This is a genomic window from Paraburkholderia agricolaris (assembly GCF_009455635.1).
GTDB lineage: Bacteria > Pseudomonadota > Gammaproteobacteria > Burkholderiales > Burkholderiaceae > Paraburkholderia > Paraburkholderia agricolaris.
On record NZ_QPER01000001.1, the window covers coordinates 1,303,266 to 1,325,287 of the forward strand.

The window sequence follows — 22,022 nt, forward strand, 5'->3', positions numbered from 1 at the left end:
CCCGTATCGCGGACTTGAAGGCTAAAGAAGGGTAGTGATATCGATCCATGCGATACCGCGTGTTGCGGGGCCGCCTGCTGGATGAAGCAGGGTGACGACCAGCCTGGTTCCATCAGGGGAAAATTTCGCATGTTGTGCGCCGAGCGCCGGATCGGTGATCTGAGTCACGGTGGCTTTCGGAATGCTGTACAGGTAGATCGCGTAACCCCCTTTACGATTGGACTCGAACACGATGCTTTGCCCGTCGGGAGACCACGCCGGTGCGCGGCCCTGATAGGCGGGGTCGAAGCGGGTGACCGACGCGCCGGCTTCCATCGGCGCGCTCGTATAGATCCCGTTCTGACAACTATTGAGAAAAATGTAGTTGTAGTCCTGGTTGTACGCAACATTCGATGCATTGGTGCTGACCCATCCCTCGACAATCGGTTGGCCGGCAAACGCGATCTGCGGAAGGTCATTCGGCCCGACCGTCGGCATGCCGCCGTACAAGGAAAGGGCGCCGGTTGCCGTAGTGCCGTCAATGTTCGTCGCCTGCAGGACGCCGGTCCTGTCGAAGCAGGTGTTGCACGGCAACGGCTTCGCACCCGGTCCGCTGTTCTCGCTGACCAGCTGCTTGCCGTCGATATCCCATTGCGGATAAAAGAAGCCGTCGGTCCCATCGATGCGACGCGCGCCGGAACCATCACCCCTGGCGATCCATGCCGTGGGCCGGCTGGTGTCGGTGGGCGCGCCGTTGAACGCAATTTCGTTGGTTTTCCAGCACCACGCCGGCCGGGTCTGGGAAACCGGCACGGGTTGGCTGGCGTCGAGCAGCAGTGTTGGCGAAGTAGGGGTGCTGAGATTCTCGAGCTTGAACAGTTGTGTCGTGCCACCCGACACCGCTGTGCGCTCGAAAATGACGACATTGCCATCGCCGCTGATGGCCGGCCGGTAGTCGGTGTAACCGGCGTCGGAAGTTAGATAGTGGACGGCGGGAAGGGTCTTTGTGCCATTGCCGCCGCTGTTGCTGTTACCTCCAGGGGCAGCACCGCCCGACGTGTTGGTCGCATCGGCGCCATTCACGCTGGATTCCACGCCGCCACCGCAGGCGGCCAACGTTGAAAGGCCCATGGCGGCCAGAAAGTCGCGTCTTTTCATATTGATTCCATTCGTGGTAGCGAGAACCGCTATGTTTCTCGTAGCGCTCCGCACTCAGCGGTCGCGCCTTCCGTTCAATTCACGAGGATGTCCAAACCTCTTTGACGAAGATCCTCGACCCTTTGCTGTTGAAGGCTTTGGTTTCCGCGCAGATCGATCTTGCAGTCTTTCAGATGGTCGACGGAGCCTGGCAGGTCTTCTAATGGTGTGTTCCGGATGGCCAGATGCTTGAGAGGTAATGTGCCGATATCCGCGGGTAGCGCATGCAGATTGGCACATACAGAAACGTCGAGCGTTAGCAGACCCTTCAACTTGGTGAGGGACGCCGGAAGACTTGAGATCGGGAGGAAGGCGGCGCTCAGATGTTTGAGTGCACCTGCGTTTGAAATAGCGGCCGGAATTTCCTCGATGTCATTCTGGTGAATACGCAGCGTTTCGAGCTTTGGCAAGCTGAAAATCGTGTCTGGCACGCTGCTCAGTTCATTGTTTCCAAGGCTCAGCTTGCGAAGATCGTTCGACCTGCCGATGGAGTCCGGCACGTCCCGCAGTTTGCAACTGCTGAGGTCGAGCTCTTCCAGCTGGAGAAACTTGTCGAACGAAATGGATAGTTTTACGAAAGGGTTGCCGGACAGGTTCAGATGCTTTAACGGGCGCCCGCCATTCTGCTGCCTGATTTCGTCAATTTCCTCGAAACCCGGCGGAGTGCAGTCCAGCTTGCATTCGCTCAACAACAAACGGGTTTCTTCGCCGTTAGCCAGCCATGTCGCGATGATGTGCGCGGCTTTCTGGCGGCTCGGCGAATCCTTGGCCCAGTTCTCCATATTCACCATGAATTTCTTCATGGCTGGTCCAGCTTCGCGTTGCGCGGTTCCGAGGCGAGGCTTGCCCGGCTGGCCAATCGATACCTGACCCAAGAGACCCTTGATGGTGGAAAAAAATGATGTGCTCTGGCCAACACGCTGCGTTTGAGTCGAGGAAGAAGGATTAGCGCCAGTGGACGCCAGCCTGGGCGGCAAGGTGCGGGTTGAGGGCGGTGAAATGTTGTCTGTCATATCGATCTCCCACGGGAATTTCGATGTGAGTAACCGTTTTCGACAGGGCGTTCCAGCCGATTCGACGCAACGTCCTGCCCGAGGAGGCATCGCCTGGTCAGAGCGAGTTCACTGGTGGGCTCACGCATTGACGAGTGGTCTGGCTGTCGGCATGAAATCACTCGCCGTCCTCGCGCTGGAGGCTGCAAGATCAAGGGCGGGGATGCTGCCTTGATTTTGCAGATACTTTTAGCCAACGGTCGAATTTCCTGGCACCCGATAGAAGTACGGTTCCTTGAGATTCGGGAGCTGGGCCTGGATACTTGCCGCCGTGACACCCGACGGGAAGGATTCGCCCGGATTCCTTAGTTAATGAATCACTACGAGGTCCTTCAGTTGCAGAAGGCACGCCGGCAGGCCGGGCATATGGTTGTCGGAGAGATCAAGCTTGAGTAGTTTCGCCTCACCAAATTCCCTCCGTATTTCGTAGATAACTCCAAACTGCGGTGGAAGTCCGATCACGCCTAGTCTATTGAGCTTCAATTCGGTGGCTTCAGCCGAGTTAAGGAACGCGTCGACACGGTTTGCCAGCTCCCGCCGGTTTTCGTCCGTGGACGCACGCGGATCGGTAGCCCACGCGTCCAGATGGGTACGAAAGCGCGAGAGCATTTTGTTGGGCGATGCGAGCTGGCCGATCTGGTTACCCGTCTGGATGGAGCCGATGACCACAGTTGACGATCGCAACCAGCCGCGAACGTTGTCAGGTATCGCGGTCACTCCATAGGGCGTCAGGTCGACAGCAAAGCCTTCTTTTCCGTACGCCTCCATGATGGGTTCGATGGCGGCAAATCGAAGCTCATCGTCGTGATCATGAGCCTCATTCGCCCACTTCGCTAGCGCGGCGCTCAATGCCACTTCGCCACAAGCGTGCTGAATATTTTCGAGTTCGAACGGGTCAAGCGCGCTTGCTGCTGGCGCTGTGCCCAGCTTCGTTCTGTCGGTCCTCGGCGACATCAAGGACCGGCGAAACTGGTCGCCCTGTGTCTCCCGCCTGAATTGTTCGTCGGCCGAAGTTGCGCTGTCTGCCCACGCCGTCAGGCGCAGATCCAGCTGAGAAACCAGTTTCTCGGACTCAGCCAGTGAGGGTGTCACCGGTTTCATCAACCCCAGTCTGAAACTTGGACTGAGTCTATTCGCTATTTCCGGTGGCACGCTCCATATAGAGAAAGGTGTCAGGTCGATGACGTCCTCCCGTCTGGCTGCTGCCAACTTGATCTGCATCCCTGCAGCGCGTCGAAACTCTCGGTCTGATCCGTGCTTGTCATTGACCCACTTATCGACCTTCCTGTTGAGTTCGGAATCCATACGAACGTGTAGTTCAACGATCAGGTTGGTCGCTTCGGCCGATAACGATAGCCCTTCCGTCAGCCCCGAAAAGTCAAGGAATTCGGCCCCCGATTCCACATAATCGCGAATTCGCTGGACGCATGCATCGCGGTGCCCCAGCAGCCCCGGCCGGGCCCTTTGGACCCACGCGTCCAGGTGAACCTCGAGGCGTTCCATCAACGTGCCGATCTCTACGGGTTGATTGAAGTTGGGCGAGCCCATTGAACCTAGCTCGATACTGGTCGGGTTCAGCGTGCTGACGACCTCATGGGGCAGCGACTTGATCAGATACGGAGTCAGATCAAGTTGGGAAGGCCGAACTTTGCTCCCGGTAAAAACATATGCATCGGCAAAAAGCCTGATCTTAAGCCCCGCGGCGGTGCGCAATTCATTTGTCGGCGCGGTAGGATCACCGACCCATGTTTCCAGTGCGCGCAAGAATTCCTCGCGCTTCGTAGGGGAGCTGACGTCACCGTTGACGGGTGTCTGTGTGATGGGATACTTCACAGGCAGACCTGATATGTCTTCGCTCTTCGTTTGCGCGGCGAGGTCAGTCGGGCTCGTACCATTCGATGTCGGGTCAGTTTCAGGCACCGGCGGCGGACTCTTTGGCGGCTGGGGGCCCCACTTGATTCGGGTTGAACCAAGCATGGCGAGAACGTCTGCGGGAAGCGGTGACTCCACGCCGAACCGGGTCAAATCGAGCTCTGGTGCATCTTCAGTAGAGTTGGCGAAGACATAGGATTTAGCGTATTCCACGATCTCTTCCGCGGCTTCCTTGCGCGCTTCACCGGACGGAGCTCTCCGATCATTCGTCCATTGATGAAGCTTGTCTCTCAACTCCATAGTTTTCTTGCGGCTGGCGATTCCCTGGGTGGCTCCGGTATTGATGCCCGTGGGCAGCAGAGGAGGGGGACTGCCGGAGCCGCTGGCGCTGACACGCGGTTCGCCCTGGTTGCTGGGGTTCCCGGGTCTTGATTGCACGTGCGGCGACGATTTGTCCTTGCCATTGACGGGGCGATTGAACATACGATCCGACTTCTGATTGAGATGGCCCATGAGTTGGCAAGATCGTCGAAATGGTTCCATCGGTGCTGTCAATCTGACCGGAAAGAGACGGCACGACGGAGGTCGTGATACTGCCAGGAAGGCAGTCGAGGCATCTTGGAAAAGCTCGGCGAATTCCCGCTATGCAGCGCTCGCGTTCGCGAGTCATCGCTCGCACGAGTGTCGCTAACTTTGACAGTGCCTCCTTGACTCTTCGAGTTAGCCGGTTCTCTTTCAATTCTTTCTGCAGATTGAGCGAACCGGAACACGCTCATTGTTACGAAGACCATGAATTAGCCGCCGATAACCAGCAACCAGTATTTACCGACGGAATAAAAAATGGACCGCCGAAATTTTCTTGCCTTGACCGCGCTTTCCTCGTTGGCCGCATGCGGCGGCGACAAGGGGACATCGACCACACCGAATGCGTCCGCCGCTTCGGGAACAGGGGGCGCGTCCGCACCGATACCCGCGTCTGCACCGATACCCGCATCCGTGCCTACCGCGGGTTCTCTGGCGTCGCAGCAAACGGACCAGTACATTGCGTCGCTGCGGCAGACCTGGGGCGCAGTTTCGCCGTCGATTTCACTGGCCGTGCTAAAAGACGGCAACGTGGTCAAGCAGGCAGCGTATGGATATCGGCAGATCGACCCGCCGCTGCTTGCGGACGATCAGACCGACTACCTGCTGGCATCGGTCACGAAGCAGTTCACGGCGGCGGCGCTGATGGTGATGGTGCAGAACGGGCAGGCGAGCGTTGACGATTATCTGAGCCAATATTTCACGTTGCCGACCGGCGATCCGAACTGGCTATTGATCCAATTGCATCACTTGTTGTCGCATACCGCGGGACTGCCTCGCTACTCGCCTATGCCGAATGTGGATTTGCAGAACGCCGGCAGCCCTGAGCAGGCAATGGCGTCATTCACGCAGATAGAGGGACCGCTAAAGGTTCCGGGCGCAGCGTACCTGTACAGTGACGTAGGGTATGGAATCCTCGGCATGGTGATGCGCCAGATCGCCGGAAAATATCCCGCTTCATATCCGAAAAATACCTTTGCGCCGAGCGAACCGCCAACCTACAACAACATCCTGCAAACGCTGTTATTCGGTCCGCAGGCCGCCAACATGCCCAGCACCGGGATCGACTTTCAGGAAGGCAAGAGCGCGACGTTCGCGGTGGGCTACGGCTGGTCGAACGGGAGCTGGGTCGTTACGCCGGCCTACAACCGGCCTGTCGGCGCAGGGCTCATCAGTTCGCGTCTTTCGGATCTGGCGATCTGGGAGCGGGTACTGCTCAATACCACAATTCTGTCGGAAGCCAGCAAGCAGAAAATGTGGTCGCCTACCTTGCTTAACGATGGCACAACGGCGACTTATGGTTTTGGCTGGGAACTTGGAGAGACGATGGCGGGCGGCGTCGTCATCTATCACGATGGTGACGCGGCTGACGCATTCAATTCGGCGTTCTACCGGTTTGTCGACAGTGGCTATACCGTCATCGTACTCATCAACATGCAGCGCAACGATGCCGGATATGGCGGGGGTCTTCCGGACACGATCGCCGAACAGGTGGCGATGTTTTATTCGGCGGATTTGGCGTTCAAGCAAACCTGACCGATCTGGCCAGTCTAAACACAATACGGCCGCACGCGACTTGATTACATTGAGGCGTCCTCTGGCCGCCATGTCGCACGCGATCGCCTGCCAGAATCAGCACCAGGATTAGAAGAGGATAGAAGTGAAGACGGACATCGTCGCCATTCAGACCTGGCGTGCTATCGCGGCTGGATTGGCCTTATGGCTCGTCACGGGCTGCTCAGCCGGTGTTGAAACACCGGCAAATGCATTCGTTCCTCTCATAGGCAACATGGCGGAACGCCTCGGTACGGCCGACCAGGTCGCTTTGAGCAAGTGGGACTCAGGTCAGCCGGTCTATGATCCTCAGCGGGAAGCGCAAGTTATTGAAAACGTCGTTAGGGTCGCGCCCGGCTACGGCCTGAGCGCTGAGGACGCGACAAACATTTTCGTAGACCAGATCGAAGCCAGCAAAGAAGTTCAGTATGCCCTGCTCGACGACTGGAAACGGCAGGGCAGTGCTCCCGCGACGCCGCGCCAGAGTTTGTCCGGCGTGATTCGGCCGGCACTCGATAAGATGCAGATTTCTATCATGCAGAATCTGCGGGCGGTGGCGCCTTTGCGCAGCACGGAAAATTGCCGGACGCAGGTTGCACTGGCCGTGGACCAGGTCGTCCGGCAAATGTCGATTGACGTCCTTCACTTTGTTGCACTCGACAGCGCGGTTGCGCGTGTATGCCTTAAATCCTGATGAAAGCCTGGACGCTCGATTAATCCGGCAAGCCGTTGCCTTGGCGCGCCCTAACGCGGCTCGCGTGCGGATGGAGGCGGTGCCGAGCGGCATTCCGTCATCAAGGGGCCGGCCTCGGTCAGATCACGACCGGTTGTTCGAGTCGCAAAGCACGACGCGCGGTATCGAGCCGCACTCGCGCACCGAGCGGTAGCGTCAGATTCGGATCGCAGTGTCCGCTGGGCCAACCGGCCAGCACAGGAATGCCAAGCGGTTCAAGTGTCCTGCGCAACAGTGGATTGAGTACCGCGGGATCGACAGCGTCATCCGGTCGCTCGCCGAGCTCGGAAAAATCCCCGACCAGCACACCCTTGAGGGTGGCCAACTTACCGGCGAGCCGCAGTTGTGTCAGTAAGCGGTCGATTCTCGAAGGTGTCTCGCCGACATCTTCGATAAAGAGAACGGCATCTCGCGTATCCACTTCATAGGACGTGCCGAGCATACTGCAATGCAAGGAGAGATTGCCGCCGACCAATCGCCCGGTTGCGACGCCGGGTACGAGTACGGTCAGGGTGAAATCCGCTGGCGGCTCGATCCACGCCCCTTGTGTGACGCCTCCCTGGATCATCGCAAATACATTCGTCTCGGTGGGTGCGCGCTTGTTGACCAGCAAGTCTGACGACAACATTGGACCGTGGAATGTGACGAAGCCCGCGTGCCGCTGAATGGCCGCATGCAGCGCGGTGATGTCGCTGTAGCCGACGAAAGGCTTCGGATTTGCGCGCAACAGCGCATAGTCGATCTTGTCGACTAATTGCGATGAGCCAAAGCCGCCCCGCAGGCACCACACCGCACCGATATCGGGTGCGGCAAAGGCTGCATGCAAATCCTCCCGTCGCGCGTTGTCCGTGCCGGCCAGATACTCGAACGGGGCCGCCAACGGGGCTCGGCTTGCCGGCATGACACGCGCCATGAAGCCGTGTGAGGTGAGCCAGCGCGCCGCTTCATCGACCTTGTCTGGCGCCGTCGAAGCAGGCGCAACGATCGCCACGCCAGCGTCTAACCTGAGCGCCGGCACAGGTGTGAGACTGACCTCGGTAGACGGAGACCCGACGCGAGAGGTGAAAGAAGCGCACCCGCTAACGGTTGCGCTCGCGAAGGACAGCGCACCGGTGCGAGTCAGGAAGTGTCGTCGGTTCATCTCTACTCGTCACAATGTCCGTTGGATACGGCGGTGATCCGGAGGTTCGACAGGTCGTGTTCCCGGGCAGACCTTTCTTGTCGAGTGCTTCGGCTTAGGTGCGAATACGCTGCCCTAGCATGCTGGCGTGACCGTCCGCTGTTTCGATTTGCCGTTTTCTCAACTTGCTGATGACCTCTTGCCCTTCTTTGATGGGATTGAAGTCAAATGTCACGACAGTCAGATTTTCACAGCGAAGCAATGAAGCAGGGATCTTCGTTATCGAGTTCGCTGCAAGCAGAAGAAAGCGTAAGTTCCCCAGTTCCGGCAACCAGTCGGGTACAGACTGGATGTTGTTCTCGAACGCTTGCAGCGTCTGCAGAGCCGAAAGGTTCTTTACCGGGGACGGGATCTCGGTGAAGCGATTCCCGGACAGTGAGAGCGAGGTGAGCGCCCGCAGTTTACCAACCGACTCGGGCAGCACGGTGAGTTTATTGCCGCTCAGGTCCAGTTCATCCAGTACCACGCCGTGCTGCTCACAGAGATCCTGCAAGTCAGGCAGCACGGGTGGCGCTTCTTCCAGACCCAGTTTCGCAAGGCGGAGTTTGAGTTTTATCTCGCCCACTTCGCCCAGGCTTTCCACAGTTCTGACGAAATCGCGAATCTCTTTCGACGCGCCGGATACCGCCTCACTGTCCGGCGAGGCTCTTTCCCAGTCGGCGAGCTTCAGATTGATGCGCTCGATGGGCGCCTTCGCCGATGCGCGCAGCGGCACCTGGTCCGTGTTGCCCCGGCTACTCGGTGGAAGAATCTGATTGAACGCGTTGTGAAAGTGCTTTGCCGCACGTACCACAAAACCGCTCTTCTGCGCTTCGCTATATTGCGTTCCGATGGAAATGACGGAGCCGTTGCGTGTTCCCTCAATCGATTTATTCATGGGTCGCATTCCTCACTTCATGATTAGTATAGTTGATGAGTAACGAGACCTTCAGTGAGGGTTCCAAACAAGTTTGTTCTTCGGTGAGGTGGAACCGGACCCCAGCCGCCGTTACTCAGGGGTAGTCGCCCGGATCGGGTGTGGCTCCGACGAGAGAACGCTCTCTCGCTTTACGTAATGTGACTGATGGGGGAGTTTTCTCCAGTTGATCCATTCACAATGGAATTCGAACTCGGTTCTTCAAACTGCGTGGTACGACTAATCATGGTATCGAAAACGGAGCCGGATTTGAACGCGCTTACACGCACCGCGATTTGCATCCTGCTGTGTCTTGGCCTCGTCGCGTGTTCGCGTTCGAGTGACACGCCATACCAGGGGTATGTTGAAGGCGACTGGATCTATCTCTCCGCGGGTCAGTCCGGTCAAATCGCAAACCTCCAGGTGGGCCGCGGCGAGCAGGTCGCCGCGAATACTGAGCTTTTTTCTCTCAGATCCACCGTCGAGCAGGTAGCCGTGGACGGGGCGATGCAAATGTGGCTCGCGGCAAAGGCCCGACTCGCCGATCTGGTGTCTGGTAAGCGTTCGCTGGAACTCGATGTTCTCAAGGCGAGAATTCTGCAGGCGAAGCTGGACGCGCGTAGAGCCGCGGCGCAATGGAGACGCGACCAGCAACAAGTGGGGCTGGGCGCGGTGGCGCAGCAGCAGGCCGACAACGCGAAGGTGGCCGCGCTCATTGCCGCGGCGCATGTGCAGGAGCTCGAGCGGCAATTGGTGCTGGACAGCCTCGCGCCGCGGGCGCATCGACTCGAGGAGCAGGAGGCGCTCGTGGCGGCCGCTTACGCGTCGTTCGTTCAGGCCCAGCAGATGCTGGATGAGCGCAGCGTGCGAACGCCGGTAGCTGGAACCGTCGACGACACTTTATATAGGCTTGGGGAATGGGTGCCGGCCGGGCGACCCGTCATCAAGTTGCTGCCCGTGGCTGGTATCAAGGTTCGCTTTTTCGTCCCGCGCAAGGCGCTCGATAGCCTGCGGCCAGGAGCTATTGTGCACGTGGTCGTGGGTGAAGGCGTGCCCAGGCTCAATGCAAAAGTGACGTTCATATCCAGCAAGGCCGAATATACGCCGCCTGTCGTGTTCAACAACAACAGTGACGACAGGCTCGTCTATATGGTTGAAGCTCGCCCGAGCACAATCAAAGCGGACGCGTTGCGGCCCGGCGTACCGGTTGAAGTGAGCGTTCGATGAACTACGCGGAAGCCTTCACGCGCTCCGCCAGTGCGACTAACGCTGGCGGCGAAGAGTGGGCGGTCGACACGCATCTGCTTAACAAGCACTTTGGGCACTGGCACGCCGTCAGGGACGTGTCGCTGCAAATCAGGCGCGGCGAAATATTCGGCTTTCTCGGTCCGAACGGAAGTGGCAAGACGACGTGCATGCGCATGCTGTGCGGTCTTCTTGTGCCCGACTCCGGGCGCGGCCGCTGTCTGGGCCTGGACATCGTGCAGGACAGCGTCGCGCTCAGACGCAAGGTGGGGTATGTGACGCAGCGCTTCTCGTATTGGGGCGACCTGTCAGTGCGAGAAAACCTCGACTTCGTTTCGCGTGCGTACGGACTGGAGAACCGGCGTGCGGTTGTCGAGCGTACTCTGGAGGAATTCGGCTTGCGCGAGCGCGCCGGCCAACTGGCAGGGGCACTGTCTGGGGGATGGAAGCAGCGGCTTGCCATGGCGGCTTCATGGATGCACGAGCCGGAATTGCTGCTTCTCGACGAACCGACTGCCGGGGTTGATCCAAACGAACGCCGCGAACTCTGGGAGGAGCTGCATCGTCTCGCGGAGCTGGGCACGACCATTCTGGTCAGCACACACTACCTGGACGAGGCGGAACGATGCAATCGCATCGGGTATCTGGTCCATGGACGGCTTTTGGCCCATGGCGCCGTCAACGATATCGTCGCAGCGCAAGGCCTATCGAAACTTGCGCTCAGCGGGGCAAGTTCTGGCCGGTTGAGAGCGAAACTGCATGGCGCGCCGGGTGTGGAGCGGCTGGTCGCATTCGGCGGCGGATTGTACGTTTGTGGGTGCGATTACGCGTCGCTCGACAGGACCTTGACGTGTCTCGCATCGGACGAGCCTGGTCTGAGAGTGGAGGTCGTGCCGACGCGTCTGGAAGACGTATTGATTTATCTCATGGATACCAGTGAGCAGATGTCGGCCGAGTTCACCCGACCTCTCACATGACGACTCAACCTCGTTTCTCGCTCGCACGCTGGTGGAGCATAGCCGTCAAGGAGTATCTGCAGATTCGCCGTGATCGGCTGGCCTTCGCCATGATGCTCGGATTTCCGCTTCTGCAGATGGCGCTATTCGGCTTTGCGCTCAACTCGGACCCGAGGCATCTACCCACTCAGGTGATCGCACGAGACGACAGTGAGTTCACGCGAAGCTTCATGTCCGCACTTACGATTTCGGCGTATTTCGACATTGTCGCCGACGATTCGGCCGGTCTCGATGCCGATCAGATCCTGGAGCAGAACAAGGCGCTGATCGTGATTCAGATTCCGGCCGGTTTCAGCCGCGATCTGGTGAAGGGTCTCCATCCAGAACTGCTAGTGGAGGTTGACGCTGGCGATTCGGGAGCGGTCGCCAACGCACTGGCCACGTTGCCTGCGATCGTTGATTCCGCCTTGAGGAAAAACCTGAAAGGACCGCTCGAGGCGCTGGTGGCAGGAAGCGCGGCCTTCGGGGTGACGATACATCGACGTTTCAACCCCGAGAACATTGCGCAATACACCGTCATACCAGGGCTAATGGGGGTCATTCTCTCGACCACGATGGTCATGATGACGGCGATGGCAATCACCCGCGAGCGCGAACGGGGGACCATGGAGAATCTACTCGCGATGCCGTTTCTTCCTGTCGAGGTAGTGGCAGGAAAGATTCTTCCGTACATCGTCATCGGCATGCTTCAGGTGAGCATGATCGTGATGAGCGCTCACCTCCTATTTAATGTGCCCATACGAGGCAGTCTGGCGGCGCTCTATACGTGTTCATTCCTTTTCATCATTTCAAATGTCGGGTTGAGCGTGATGCTGTCGTCATTCGCGGAGAATCAACTGCAGGCGATGCAACTCGCGACGTTCTATCTGCTTCCCAACTTGTTGTTGACCGATTTCATGGTCGCCTTCGCGGGTCTGCCCAAATGGGCGCAAGCGATCGGCAATACGTTGCCGCTGACGTATTTCAACCGGATCGTACGCGCCGTGTTTCTGAAAGGCGCCGGTTGGACGGAGCTGTGGCCGCATATCTGGCCGATGATGATTTTGATGGTGGTGACGCTCGGCGTTACTGTGCGTTTCTACCGGCGAACCCTCACGCATTGAAGGGGCGGGCATGGCACGACCGAACCGCGCAACGTCCGCGATCATTCTCCTGCTCGCGACGAACATGGCCGGCTGTACGGTTGGTCCTGATTTTCGCTTGCCCTTGCCGCAGGTCGGCTCAACCTACCCCGACATGCAACGGTCCTCAGGTATTGCAGGCGGCGGCCACGCCGACGACGAGGGCGCACAGCGGCTGATCTTCGAGGCGGAGCCTCCTGGAGATCGATGGTGGCGTGCGTTTGGATCACCTGCGCTTGACGCGCTCGTCGAGCGCGCGTTGGTGTCGAATCTCACGCTGACTCAGGCCGCGATGCGACAAATCGAAGCGCAGCAGGAATATCTGGCCGAATCGGGTGGACACCAGTTTCCGCAGGTGGACCTCAGCATGTCAGCCGAGCGGCAGAAGTCCAATCCCGATTCGCTAGGTCTCGGTACGCTTCCGGCTGGCATTGGCCTTGCGCCCTACACGCTCTATGACACGAGCGTGCGCGTTAGCTATGTATTCGATCTTTTCGGCGCCAATAGACGGGCGCTTGAAGCATTGGCGGCGAGGGCGGAATACCGGAAATACGAGTTTGAAGCGGTGCGCCAGATGCTGGCCGCAAATCTCGTCGCGAGCGCGATTCGACTCGCATGCGTGAGGCAAATGACCGAGGTTGCGCAGCGTCAGCTTGCAATACGCGAACAGCAGCGGCAGATCGATCGGGCGAGCGAACGCCTTGGCGCGATATCGGAGGTTGAGCGCATCGCCAGAGACGAGCAGGTTGAAAAGGCGCGCCAGCGATTGCCGGCGCTGCGCAAGGAAATGGCGCGGCTGCGCAGCCGGATTGCCATTTACGAGGGGCGCTCGCCCGCGAACGTCGAGGCTTTGCCGGATGCGCTCGATGAACTGCGGCTCGACAGGCTCACGTTGCCGGCGACCGTGCCCGTCGTGAAGCCGGCGCAACTGGCGTTGTCGAGACCGGACGTGCGCGCTGCCGCGTCGTTGCTGCACGTAGCGAACGCCGAAGTGGGGCGCGCCACCGCCGCGCTCTATCCGGGCATTTCGCTTGTGGCCGGTGCCGGGAGCCAGCAGACCTCGATCCTCGATTCGCTGGGTTCACTGAACGTATGGAGTGTGGGCGTGGGGCTGACGCAACCGCTCTTCAACGGCGGCAAACTGCGGGCCCACAGGGACGCCGCCCAGGCCGCGTACGAGGCGACGCTCGCCGACTACCAGACCGCGGTATTTCAGGCGGTGCAACAGGTCACCGATTCCATTGAAGCACTCCGTCAGGACACCGACGAGTTGAGTCTGAGCGAGGCCAGCCTCGAACGCGGGGAGCATCGTGCGGACATCGATGCGAAGCGCCATCTGGCGGGAAACATCAGTCTGATAAGCCTACTCGACACCCGGCACGCAATGTTGGCAGCTTCATATCGCCGGATCGAAAAATACATGCAGCAGCTAGTCGATACGGTTGCCTTGTACCAGGCGGTCGGCGTTCGACCCGACTCCCTTCGTTGACAGGACGCGTGAGCGTTCGTATGACGGCCGCCTCCCGGGGCATCCATGCTCTAGTTGGCGATCAATACCAGCGAAGACGCGACAGCTCGCTGCGTCGGATTAGATGGCCAGTTGTCAGAGGGGTGACCGACGTTCGCGCCGTTGACGATCATCGCACTTGAACCACCGCCATCGAGATTGACGGCCGATATTGCGCCAAGCCACTGCATGACGTCCGCCGTCTCCTGGATGGTTGTCCCCAATGCAAGACCGGGCTGCCGTCCATCGACCTCGACCATCAGGATGGTGCCATCGGGGGCCTTGCCGATCATTGTGCGCGGACTGCGTGCGTTGAACCACCCCCAATAGAAACCGGATCGATCGACGCCGGCATAGTTGGGCGACCAGCCCTGCGCGACAGCTCTTTGCCGAACCGTCGCCGCGGGCAACAAGATTGGACCGGCGGCTGCGAGCGACATGCCGGGCGACAGCGTCACGGCCGTGTCGTTCGACTGGACACGCGGTGTGATGTTCAGCATCGTGCCGGGCGTTGCGTTCTGCTGCAACCACGTAGCGCTCGTCCCAAGGCCCTGCAGCACATAGCCGCCCTGAGGCGGCGCTGCACCCAACACTGCGCTCCCCGACACGACCTGGCCGGCACTGTCGACGAGCATCGCATAGGTCAGGCCGCTATAGCCCGCATCGACAGTGACCGACGATGTGCGGCCGCCGTTGAAATTGCCGTCGTACAGGACGAGGTCGTCGTAGTTGGTGCAGGTGTAATCGTGAGCACGCCCCGATGCGGGTAATGCGCCCGGACTGCCGCAATTGTATATTTGACCGAGGATCGACCGGTTGACCCCAACGATCTGGGTGCTCGCGCCTGCCGCGTTGGCGAGCGTAACCGTGGTCGACAGGTTGGGTAAAAAGACCACGCTCGGCTGCCCGTTGACCTGCGTGAATGACACACCGGCTTCTCCGTTTGCGGCCATACCTTCGAGCTTGCCGTTGGACACGATCGTACTGGCCGCGCCCTTCAACTCGACACCCGTAGCGCCAGCATTGGTCGACCAGAACCCGGCATTGATTGCGGCGATACCGCCCAGGCGCGCGGCAGTCGCTTGAGGCGTTTCGCCACCCACCCCTAGCATGCCACCGACGTCCGTCTCGTTACCACCGGCGATGACGTTCTGGAGGTTGCCTTTAAACGTCGGCGAGACGGCTAGAATGTTCACGAGCCAAGGTCCGGTCGACGTGGCGTTGCCGTCGGTTCCGGTGTTGCGCACCGTGGGCCGATACTTGCGGCCGGTCGCTTTGGCTATCGCAAGCGCGACTGCTTGCGCATCGGCCTGGATCGCATACTGCCCGATTGACACATTGAAGCCGAGGGCTGAGCCGTCGGGAGCGAAGCCCGCTGAATCGTAGCGAACCTGATAGCCCGCCGCGGCCATTGCCGCCGCCGCCGGTGCCGCGGCACTCTGCGTCGCGGCGAATTCCACCGTGACTGTCCAGAAATCGGTACTCGCCGTTTGACCGCGCGCGATGTGATAGTACGTTAAGCCGCGCGTCAACTGGGTTGTCGTACGGGCTTCCGGTAGCGCAGATGGACCGAGCGGCAGTTCCGCTGCGGGCAAATGCCAGGCCTCAGCGGCGGGTTGCCATGGACTGCTGCTGCGATTGTCATGCGGGCTGTCGCTCAGACTGTCACTTCCACAGCCCGCTAGTGGTGCCGCGGTTGCGGTGAGCAGCGCCAGGCTTACGATCATGGTACGAAGCATCTTTTTGGCCGATTTCATGACTAACCATGTTGGCATTCGATAGCGTAAAGCCGGATTTCGCTCAATTGCGTATTCGCGATGAACTCAGGTCGACGAAAGCCGCGGTGGACTTCTTACCGGTCCGCGTGAACCTTGCCGGTCGAAGGAGTCTGGAGCGCCCCTTGGGTAACACAGGTTGTCGGAGAGTTCCACAAGCAGTCGATTTCACTCAATAGATGCAACCTGTCTGGCGAGGTTGTCACCTGGACCACGTGTTGGCAAGATCGCGAAAGCCGATGTTCCCCGGGGGGCGATGTCGATCGCCGTGCTCGGGGAATTTCTGTTCTGGGGTGCCCTCGTGAGGCTCCCGAACTCCCGGGCAGGAAAGCCGACCGGGAGGGGCATTCCGTCCTCTTCGACACGAAGCGGTGCAGTGCCGAGGTCTTTTGCCATTAGCCAGCTCTCTTCGCTTTTCTGGCAATAACCTCGCGCGTTTAGAGTCGGCTACGAGTCGCGCACATACACTGAGCGATCGCCGGGTGAAGTGAGCAGTACGTTGTCGTGCGCGAGGCTGTGTGGTCATGACTGAGAGAATCAGCGATTCGGACTCGATATCTCCGATCGAAAAGCCGGTTGCGGAAGCACCACTGCAGCAGCCGGCCAGTGCTTCACGGCTGTCGTCGATGCCGGCCGAACTCGACGCCTTGCGCGAGAGGCGCGCGGCTGGCGGAGCGCTCGGCAACGTGTCCTCCGCCACTTTTCGCACGGCACGCTCGGCACAACTCGTGGCAAACGCGGCCGCGTCCCCGCTTTCCCTGCGGTCGGTCGACGGTCCAACGCCCTTTATCCCCGTCAGTTATTCGGCCAGATCCCATGCAGTGATCGCGCAAAGCCTGGACGGTTCAAACGTCGACATCGCGGTTTATCGTGATGAGTCCAGTCAGGCCGGCGGCTGTGCGGCGATCGAGATCCGCAGCGAAGGGGGTTACGCGGTAGAACATGCGCAGTTGAGCAGGGTGATCGTCGACGCGGTCAACGCGTACGGCCTGCATCCGGGCAACGGTTTTGTCCTGATCAATGGCGACTCATCGATTTCACACACGCCGGCCGCTCTGGAGCGTGCTGTCGGCGACGCACTTGCTTCGCTCGGCTACCGCGAACTCCGGGCACGCGCGATGCGATTTCCGCACCCCATCACGGGTGATATGACCGGCGGCATACAAGTGGAGGGCACAGCGCCGCCTGCGCTCGATGTCGCACAAGCCGTGGACAGTCCGCGCACTGTATTGCATTGCCACCAGACCCTCTGGCGAAAGTCACCTGATATTCTGTTCGCGGCTCATGGGCGTTTGCCCAAGGGGCAGGCAGGAGAAGCGTTCCATGTGCCGCTGGATGCGTACTTCGTCCGTGGCGCGATCCATGCGGACGGTCACGTGATGAGCGCGCATGAGATCGTCTACCGGGTGGTCTCTTCGGGCGCGTACCGGTATGGGCAGCAGCTTGCGTTCTTGGCCGAGCCTGATGGCGCGTTTTCCCAGGAGCACATTGACCGGCTCGCGGAGGATATCGCCGACGTGACACAGGTTCCACTCACGCATATCCGCGACGAACACGCGAAACGCTCACCTGGACCGCCCGGCGCAGCGTTCGAGGTGGTAGCCGAGAACTACGCCCGCTCGATTACGCCAGAGCCGGATTTGCGCCGTCCGTCTTCCAGCGGACTGGGCGTGCTTGAGAATTTCGGCAGGGAGAAGGTCGCGTTCAAAGGCCAGGCTCTCGATCCGCTTTGGGGCGAGCCCGTAGTCGTTACCATTCAGCGCACGCCTAACGGGTCGTCGTTCATCCGCTCGCCGGATCAGATCGTGGAAGCCAAGCGCCGGATTCAGGCGCTCGGTTATCCTGTGGAGCGAATCAGACGTACCGGCAATATCTTCGGATGTCCCGCATGGATTGCCGAGGAACAAGCCTTGATATTCGATTCGAAGTCGAACTACCGGGCGGGTTCGAAGCAAAGCCCCGTCCTGAATGCGCAGACGCTTGAACATCTTCAATATATTCGGGCGCTTGCTGCGGAGAGCGGCAATGAACTGGTCGACGCGCAGATCGGCATCCGCCGCGACGGTGCCGCTGTATTACGCGACACCGGGCTTGCGAGTCTGACAGGCGTGCATGGCAGCGGACGCGGTGTCGACGCGCTTCTTGACGTCGTCGAGGCCGAAACGAGGCTTGGCATCGCAAAGCGCGACGAGACATAGTCGAAGAGATTTTCGGCCCTTCACCATAACCTCGCCGCAACATCCACAAACAGTATCTTCACGATCGTCATAGCCGGAAAGATCATCGCGTAGCCGATGTCCGGCTTGTCGGTCGCCGTGAGCTTATTGGCGAAAGCAAGGATCGCCGGATTACCACAGGCGCCGGCGACGATACCCGCCACTTCGTCGTAGGGCAGCCGGTACACCAGGAGGCCCAGGATCAGAACCGGCACGCCCAGCGCGAGGAGCACGATCGCACCAAGCGCAAGCATCAGCAATCCGGTCTGCGAGACAGTTGCGGCGAACTTCGGCCCTGACGCCATGCCGACCTGCGCAAGAAAAATCGTCAGCCCGAGGTTGCGCAGCACGAGGTTCGCGGGCAGCGGCATCGTCCAGTTGACGCTGCCGGTTCGGCGCAGTTTGCCTAACACGAGCGCCACGATCAACACGCCGCATAGGCCGAGCGCGAGCTTGCCCAGACCCGGCAGCGGAATCTGGATCGCCCCGACCAGAAAACCCAGCGCCATCCCCAGACCGACCGAAATGTAGCTGAACTCGGCGGTGCCCTTGATCGAATCGCCAAAGAAGGTCCGCAATGCCGGAAACGCCGCGCGCTGTGTCAGCAAGCCAACACGATCGCCGTATTCGAGGATGAGATCGGGGTTTGGCATGACGTCCGCGTCGCCGCGCCGCACATGCGCGACGATCGAACCGTCCGGCATCTTCAGTTCGCCGAGTGTGCGGCCCACTACATTCGCCCGCGACGCGAACACACGCAGATAGTCGAGATCGCCACGGTCTCGCAGAACCCGTCCAGGGGCTGCTTCGCCGAGCCGCTTGCGGGCTTCGGCGAGCGCATCTTTTTCCGGACTGACGGCGAGCACCACATCGTTCTCAGTCAGCACGAGTTCAGGCGTGGCCGGCGCGTTGTGATGCGCGCTGCGTACCGCGACGATCTGTACGTTGGCGGGTAGGGCGGCAACCGTCTCGCCGAGCGTCTTGCCGCTGAAAACAGGATTGCGCAGCGCGATTTCGAGGATTTCAAGGCCGGTGTTGGAGGCCGTTCTGATCTTCGGCGCGAGGATCGCGAACGCCAGATAGAGCAACAGGATCGGACCAGCCACGCCAAATGGGTAGGATACCGAATAGCCGACTGCTGCGTCTTCGGTGCCGAGGCTTGCAATGGCCGCCTGCAACGCAGCCGTGCTGGTGCCCGAACCGGAGAAGAGACCGAGTGCATAGCCCGGATTCAGGTGCATGATTCTCTGAATCGCGAAGCTCGCTGCCCCCGCGCATAGCACGCCGATCAACGCGAGAATGTTCGCACGCCGGCCGGCGGCGCTGGTCAGCCCGAGGAAAAACTGTTTGCCGTACTGCACGCCGACCGTGTAGAGGAAGAGCGACAAGCCGAGCGTGCCGATCATCGGTGCAGGTGCCGATTTTGGCGCGAACCAGCCGGCGGCGAGTGCAACGAACAACACAGCGCCGACGCCAAGTGAAAACCCTTTGATATTGATTTCGCCGACGAAATAACCTACCGCGATGGTAAGGAACAACGTCATTAAAGGCTGCTGCTCGAGAAGCGTCTTCAGGAAATCCACGTTGCCTCCGATAGGGGGTGAGACGTCGGGTTCTGCCGGTTTCCTGCGACTGCGCTGCTTATGCTGAATGAGTCAGAGAGCCGCCCTCGCGGGCGGGATGTTCGCCAGTATCTAACAGATTGCGGTTTTTTTCCTTGTGTTTGAAACCGGGCCTCAACCTTTGCCGAGTGCGATATACCGTTCGAGATGGTGATCTTCATCGCCCAGTTGATGGTCGATCATCACGAGGCGTTTTGCATAGTGAGCCAGTGGCAACTCCCATGTCATGCCGATACCGCCATGCAGTTGAATGCACTCCTCGGCGACCAACGCGCCAATCCTGCCAATGCTGTACTTTGCCGCTGAAATGGCGCGTTCCCGCACCGTGCGTTCAGACTCAAGCGCTGCCGCGCCGTTGATCACCGCCGAGCGTGCCTGTTCGATCTCGAGCAGCAGATCGGCCATCCGATGCTGCAAGGCCTGGAAGCTGCCGATCGGCACGCCGAACTGCTTGCGTGTGCGCAGATACTCGAGCGTGTAATCTTTCGCGACATCCATCGCGCCCACCGCTTCGGAGCACAAGGCAAGCACGCCGCAACTGATCGCGTATTCGAGCGTCGCAAAACCTTCACCCGTCATACCGAGTATGGCGTCATCACTCAGCGTGACATTGTCGAACGTGACCTCGGCTGCACGGCCGCCGTCGATCTTGCGGTAGCCGCGCACGCTGACACCTGCTGCGTCGCGCGGGACGAGAAAGAGGGTGATGCCGGCTTCTTCATCTTCAGCACCGGCTGTGCGTGCCGAGACGAGAAAGAGGGCAGCGTTCTCGCCTTGCTGGACCACCGCTTTCGCGCCGCTAAGCTTCCACTGGTTCCCGTTGCGTTCCGCGCGTGTCGTTACGCGTGAGAGTTCGTAGTGGCCGTCCGGCTCGCCATGCGCGAGCGCCACGATGCGGGAGCCGTCGATCAGATCGCCCAGCGTGGCCTTTTGCGTTTCATTGCCGCCATGGGCGATTGCCTGGCCGACCATGAGCGTATCGAGAAACGGCTCGACCACGAGTCCGCGACCCAGACATTCGAATACGACCGCGATATCGAAACCGCCGCCGCCAAAACCGCCATCCGCTTCATCGAACAACGCGCCGACAATGCCGAGTTCCGCAAATCGATTCCATAGGTCGGTGCTAAAGCCTTCGGGCGAGCGTGCAATCCGGTCGCGGGTTTCGAACCTGTATTGCTCCGTGATGAAGCGGTTGAGCGTATCCGCCAGCATGCGGCGGTCTTCGGTGTGCTGAAAATTCATGGCGTTCGCCCCTTAAAGTCCCAGGATCATTTTGGAAATGATGTTCTTCTGGATTTCGTTGGAGCCGCCGAAGATCGACAGCTTGCGGTTATTGAAGTAAAGCGACGCAGCGCTTGCCGCTTCGTCGGGGCCGACCGGCGTGCCTTCGAAACCGTCGTACAAGGCTTCCTCGACAAACGGCTGCGCATACGGTCCCATCGCGCGGCGCGTCAGCGAAGAGATTTCCTGGCGGATCTCGGTGCCGCGAATCTTCAGCATTGAACTTTCGGCACCCGGCACACCGCCGCCGGCTACTGCTGCGATCACGCGCAGGTTGGTGGTCTTCATGTTCTCCAGATCGATCTCGACGCGCGCCATGCGGGCGGCAAACGACGGATCATCCGCCAGCGGCCTGCCGTTGCGCCGCTGTTTCGCAGCGATCTTGCGCAGCCGGTTGAAGGCGGCCACCGAGAAGCCGACGCCCGCGATATTGGTCCGCTCGTACGTGAGCAGATATTTGGCGTAGGTCCAGCCCTTGTTTTCTTCGCCCACGAGGTTCTCGACGGGCACGCGGACGTCCGTGAAAAACACCTCGTTGACTTCGTGCTCGCCGTCGAGCGTGATGATCGGGCGCACTTCGACACCGGGCGTATTCATGTCGATCAGCAGTAAGCTGATGCCTTCCTGCTTGCGCACGTCGGTCGCGCTGCGCACGAGGCAGAAGATCATGTTCGCGTAGTGGCCGAGCGTGGTCCATGTTTTCTGACCGTTGACGATGTAGTGCTCGCCTTGCGCGTCGCTGCCGCGTATCGCGGTGGTCTTGACCGAGGCGAGGTCCGAGCCCGCGCCCGGTTCCGAGTAGCCTTGGCACCACCAGTCGGAGCCGTCGAGAATGCGTGGCAACCAGTGCTGTTTTTGCGCCTCGTTGCCGTATTTGATCAATACCGGCCCGAGCATGTTGACGCCGAACGGCACGACACGCGGCGCACCCGCCAACGCGCATTCGTTCTCGAAGATAAATTTCTGCACGGCGTTCCAGCCTGGGCCGCCGTACTCCTTCGGCCAATGATTGGCGAGCCAGCCTTGCGCGTTGAGAATCGCGTGCCATTCGGCCATGTCGTCGCGTGTGAGACGGCGGCCGCCGTGTACCTTGACGGCGAGCCGTTGCGGGAGCTTGTCGTGCAAAAAGCGCTGTACGTCGGCGCGAAAAGCCTCTTCGTCAGGCGTGAAGTTCAGATCCATGATGGGTTTT

The 22,022-nt window shown here is 59.9% G+C and carries 16 protein-coding genes; 7 read left to right on the plus strand and 9 right to left on the minus strand.

Features of this window, described 5'->3' with window-relative positions:
- Positions 1–21: 21 nt before the first annotated feature.
- From GH665_RS05925 to GH665_RS05935, 3 genes are all read right to left on the minus strand, one after another.
- Positions 22–1,137 (minus strand): TolB family protein, encoded by a 1,116-nt coding sequence (locus GH665_RS05925; RefSeq protein WP_153135060.1) that lies wholly within the window; start codon positions 1,135–1,137, stop codon positions 22–24.
- 74 nt (positions 1,138–1,211) lie between these two features.
- Positions 1,212–2,189, minus strand: coding sequence for a leucine-rich repeat domain-containing protein (locus GH665_RS05930; protein ID WP_167530915.1), 978 nt, complete (start codon positions 2,187–2,189; stop codon positions 1,212–1,214).
- A 348-nt stretch (positions 2,190–2,537) separates the two neighbouring features.
- A complete protein-coding gene (locus GH665_RS05935; protein WP_153135062.1) occupies positions 2,538–4,613 on the minus strand; it encodes a hypothetical protein in 2,076 nt (691 codons plus the stop codon).
- Positions 4,614–4,940: 327 nt separating this feature from the next.
- Between GH665_RS05935 and GH665_RS05940 the strand changes: the two genes are divergently transcribed.
- A complete protein-coding gene (locus GH665_RS05940; protein WP_153135063.1) occupies positions 4,941–6,218 on the plus strand; it encodes a serine hydrolase domain-containing protein in 1,278 nt (425 codons plus the stop codon).
- A 124-nt stretch (positions 6,219–6,342) separates the two neighbouring features.
- Positions 6,343–6,930, plus strand: coding sequence for a chorismate mutase (locus tag GH665_RS05945; protein ID WP_246216150.1), 588 nt, complete (start codon positions 6,343–6,345; stop codon positions 6,928–6,930).
- A 118-nt stretch (positions 6,931–7,048) separates the two neighbouring features.
- Here the strand turns inward: GH665_RS05945 and GH665_RS05950 are convergent, their stop codons facing one another.
- On the minus strand, positions 7,049–7,987 hold the full coding sequence (locus GH665_RS05950; RefSeq protein ID WP_167530976.1) for a S66 peptidase family protein: 939 nt from the start codon (positions 7,985–7,987) through the stop codon (positions 7,049–7,051).
- A gap of 217 nt (positions 7,988–8,204) precedes the next feature.
- On the minus strand, positions 8,205–9,026 hold the full coding sequence (locus tag GH665_RS05955; protein ID WP_167530916.1) for a leucine-rich repeat domain-containing protein: 822 nt from the start codon (positions 9,024–9,026) through the stop codon (positions 8,205–8,207).
- A gap of 219 nt (positions 9,027–9,245) precedes the next feature.
- On the opposite strand from GH665_RS05955, the gene GH665_RS05960 reads away from it, so the two are divergent.
- Genes GH665_RS05960 through GH665_RS05975 form a run of 4 tightly spaced genes read left to right on the plus strand, consistent with a single transcriptional unit; the run spans position 9,246 to position 13,915 of the window.
- Entirely contained in the window at positions 9,246–10,271 is a 1,026-nt protein-coding gene (locus tag GH665_RS05960; protein WP_217361862.1) for an HlyD family secretion protein, read from the plus strand.
- Complete coding sequence (locus GH665_RS05965; protein WP_153135067.1) at positions 10,268–11,266, plus strand: ABC transporter ATP-binding protein; 999 nt, start codon at positions 10,268–10,270, stop codon at positions 11,264–11,266. The genes GH665_RS05960 and GH665_RS05965 overlap by 4 nt, the downstream gene beginning before the upstream one ends.
- The gene (locus GH665_RS05970) at positions 11,263–12,408 is read left to right on the plus strand and encodes an ABC transporter permease (RefSeq protein ID WP_153135068.1); all 1,146 of its coding nucleotides are present in this window, start codon (positions 11,263–11,265) and stop codon (positions 12,406–12,408) included. Before GH665_RS05965 ends, GH665_RS05970 begins: the two co-directional genes overlap by 4 nt.
- A 10-nt stretch (positions 12,409–12,418) precedes the next feature.
- Positions 12,419–13,915: an efflux transporter outer membrane subunit gene (locus tag GH665_RS05975; protein ID WP_153135069.1), complete on the plus strand. Its 1,497-nt coding sequence runs from the start codon at positions 12,419–12,421 to the stop codon at positions 13,913–13,915.
- Between the two features lie 50 nt (positions 13,916–13,965).
- Here the strand turns inward: GH665_RS05975 and GH665_RS05980 are convergent, their stop codons facing one another.
- A complete protein-coding gene (locus GH665_RS05980) occupies positions 13,966–15,672 on the minus strand; it encodes a phosphodiester glycosidase family protein (protein ID WP_217361863.1) in 1,707 nt (568 codons plus the stop codon).
- A gap of 560 nt (positions 15,673–16,232) precedes the next feature.
- Here GH665_RS05980 and GH665_RS05985 point away from each other — a divergent pair.
- The gene (locus GH665_RS05985; protein ID WP_153135071.1) at positions 16,233–17,906 is read left to right on the plus strand and encodes a hypothetical protein; all 1,674 of its coding nucleotides are present in this window, start codon (positions 16,233–16,235) and stop codon (positions 17,904–17,906) included.
- A gap of 20 nt (positions 17,907–17,926) precedes the next feature.
- On the opposite strand, the gene GH665_RS05990 is transcribed toward GH665_RS05985, so the two are convergent.
- The 3 genes from GH665_RS05990 to GH665_RS06000 form a co-directional block, all read right to left on the minus strand.
- On the minus strand, positions 17,927–19,507 hold the full coding sequence (locus tag GH665_RS05990; protein WP_153135072.1) for an aspartate:alanine exchanger family transporter: 1,581 nt from the start codon (positions 19,505–19,507) through the stop codon (positions 17,927–17,929).
- Positions 19,508–19,660: 153 nt separating this feature from the next.
- On the minus strand, positions 19,661–20,791 hold the full coding sequence (locus GH665_RS05995) for an acyl-CoA dehydrogenase family protein (protein ID WP_153135073.1): 1,131 nt from the start codon (positions 20,789–20,791) through the stop codon (positions 19,661–19,663).
- A 12-nt stretch (positions 20,792–20,803) separates the two neighbouring features.
- Entirely contained in the window at positions 20,804–22,012 is a 1,209-nt protein-coding gene (locus tag GH665_RS06000) for an acyl-CoA dehydrogenase family protein (RefSeq protein WP_153135074.1), read from the minus strand.
- Positions 22,013–22,022 lie beyond the last annotated feature (10 nt).

Bases quoted from the DNA above. Each gene is read 5' to 3' on its own strand.
- GH665_RS06000 (WP_153135074.1), bottom strand. From the start codon at position 22,012: ATGGATCTGAACTTCACGCCTGACGAAGAGGCTTTTCGCGCCGACGTA.
- GH665_RS05935 (WP_153135062.1), bottom strand. From the start codon at position 4,613: ATGGGCCATCTCAATCAGAAGTCGGATCGTATGTTCAATCGCCCCGTC.
- GH665_RS05965 (WP_153135067.1), top strand. From the start codon at position 10,268: ATGAACTACGCGGAAGCCTTCACGCGCTCCGCCAGTGCGACTAACGCT.
- GH665_RS05975 (WP_153135069.1), top strand. From the start codon at position 12,419: ATGGCACGACCGAACCGCGCAACGTCCGCGATCATTCTCCTGCTCGCG.
- GH665_RS05995 (WP_153135073.1), bottom strand. From the start codon at position 20,791: ATGAATTTTCAGCACACCGAAGACCGCCGCATGCTGGCGGATACGCTC.
- GH665_RS05925 (WP_153135060.1), bottom strand. From the start codon at position 1,137: ATGAAAAGACGCGACTTTCTGGCCGCCATGGGCCTTTCAACGTTGGCC.
- GH665_RS05930 (WP_167530915.1), bottom strand. From the start codon at position 2,189: ATGACAGACAACATTTCACCGCCCTCAACCCGCACCTTGCCGCCCAGG.
- GH665_RS05955 (WP_167530916.1), bottom strand. From the start codon at position 9,026: ATGAATAAATCGATTGAGGGAACACGCAACGGCTCCGTCATTTCCATC.
- GH665_RS05960 (WP_217361862.1), top strand. From the start codon at position 9,246: ATGGAATTCGAACTCGGTTCTTCAAACTGCGTGGTACGACTAATCATG.
- GH665_RS05970 (WP_153135068.1), top strand. From the start codon at position 11,263: ATGACGACTCAACCTCGTTTCTCGCTCGCACGCTGGTGGAGCATAGCC.
- GH665_RS05940 (WP_153135063.1), top strand. From the start codon at position 4,941: ATGGACCGCCGAAATTTTCTTGCCTTGACCGCGCTTTCCTCGTTGGCC.
- GH665_RS05980 (WP_217361863.1), bottom strand. From the start codon at position 15,672: ATGCTTCGTACCATGATCGTAAGCCTGGCGCTGCTCACCGCAACCGCG.
- GH665_RS05985 (WP_153135071.1), top strand. From the start codon at position 16,233: ATGACTGAGAGAATCAGCGATTCGGACTCGATATCTCCGATCGAAAAG.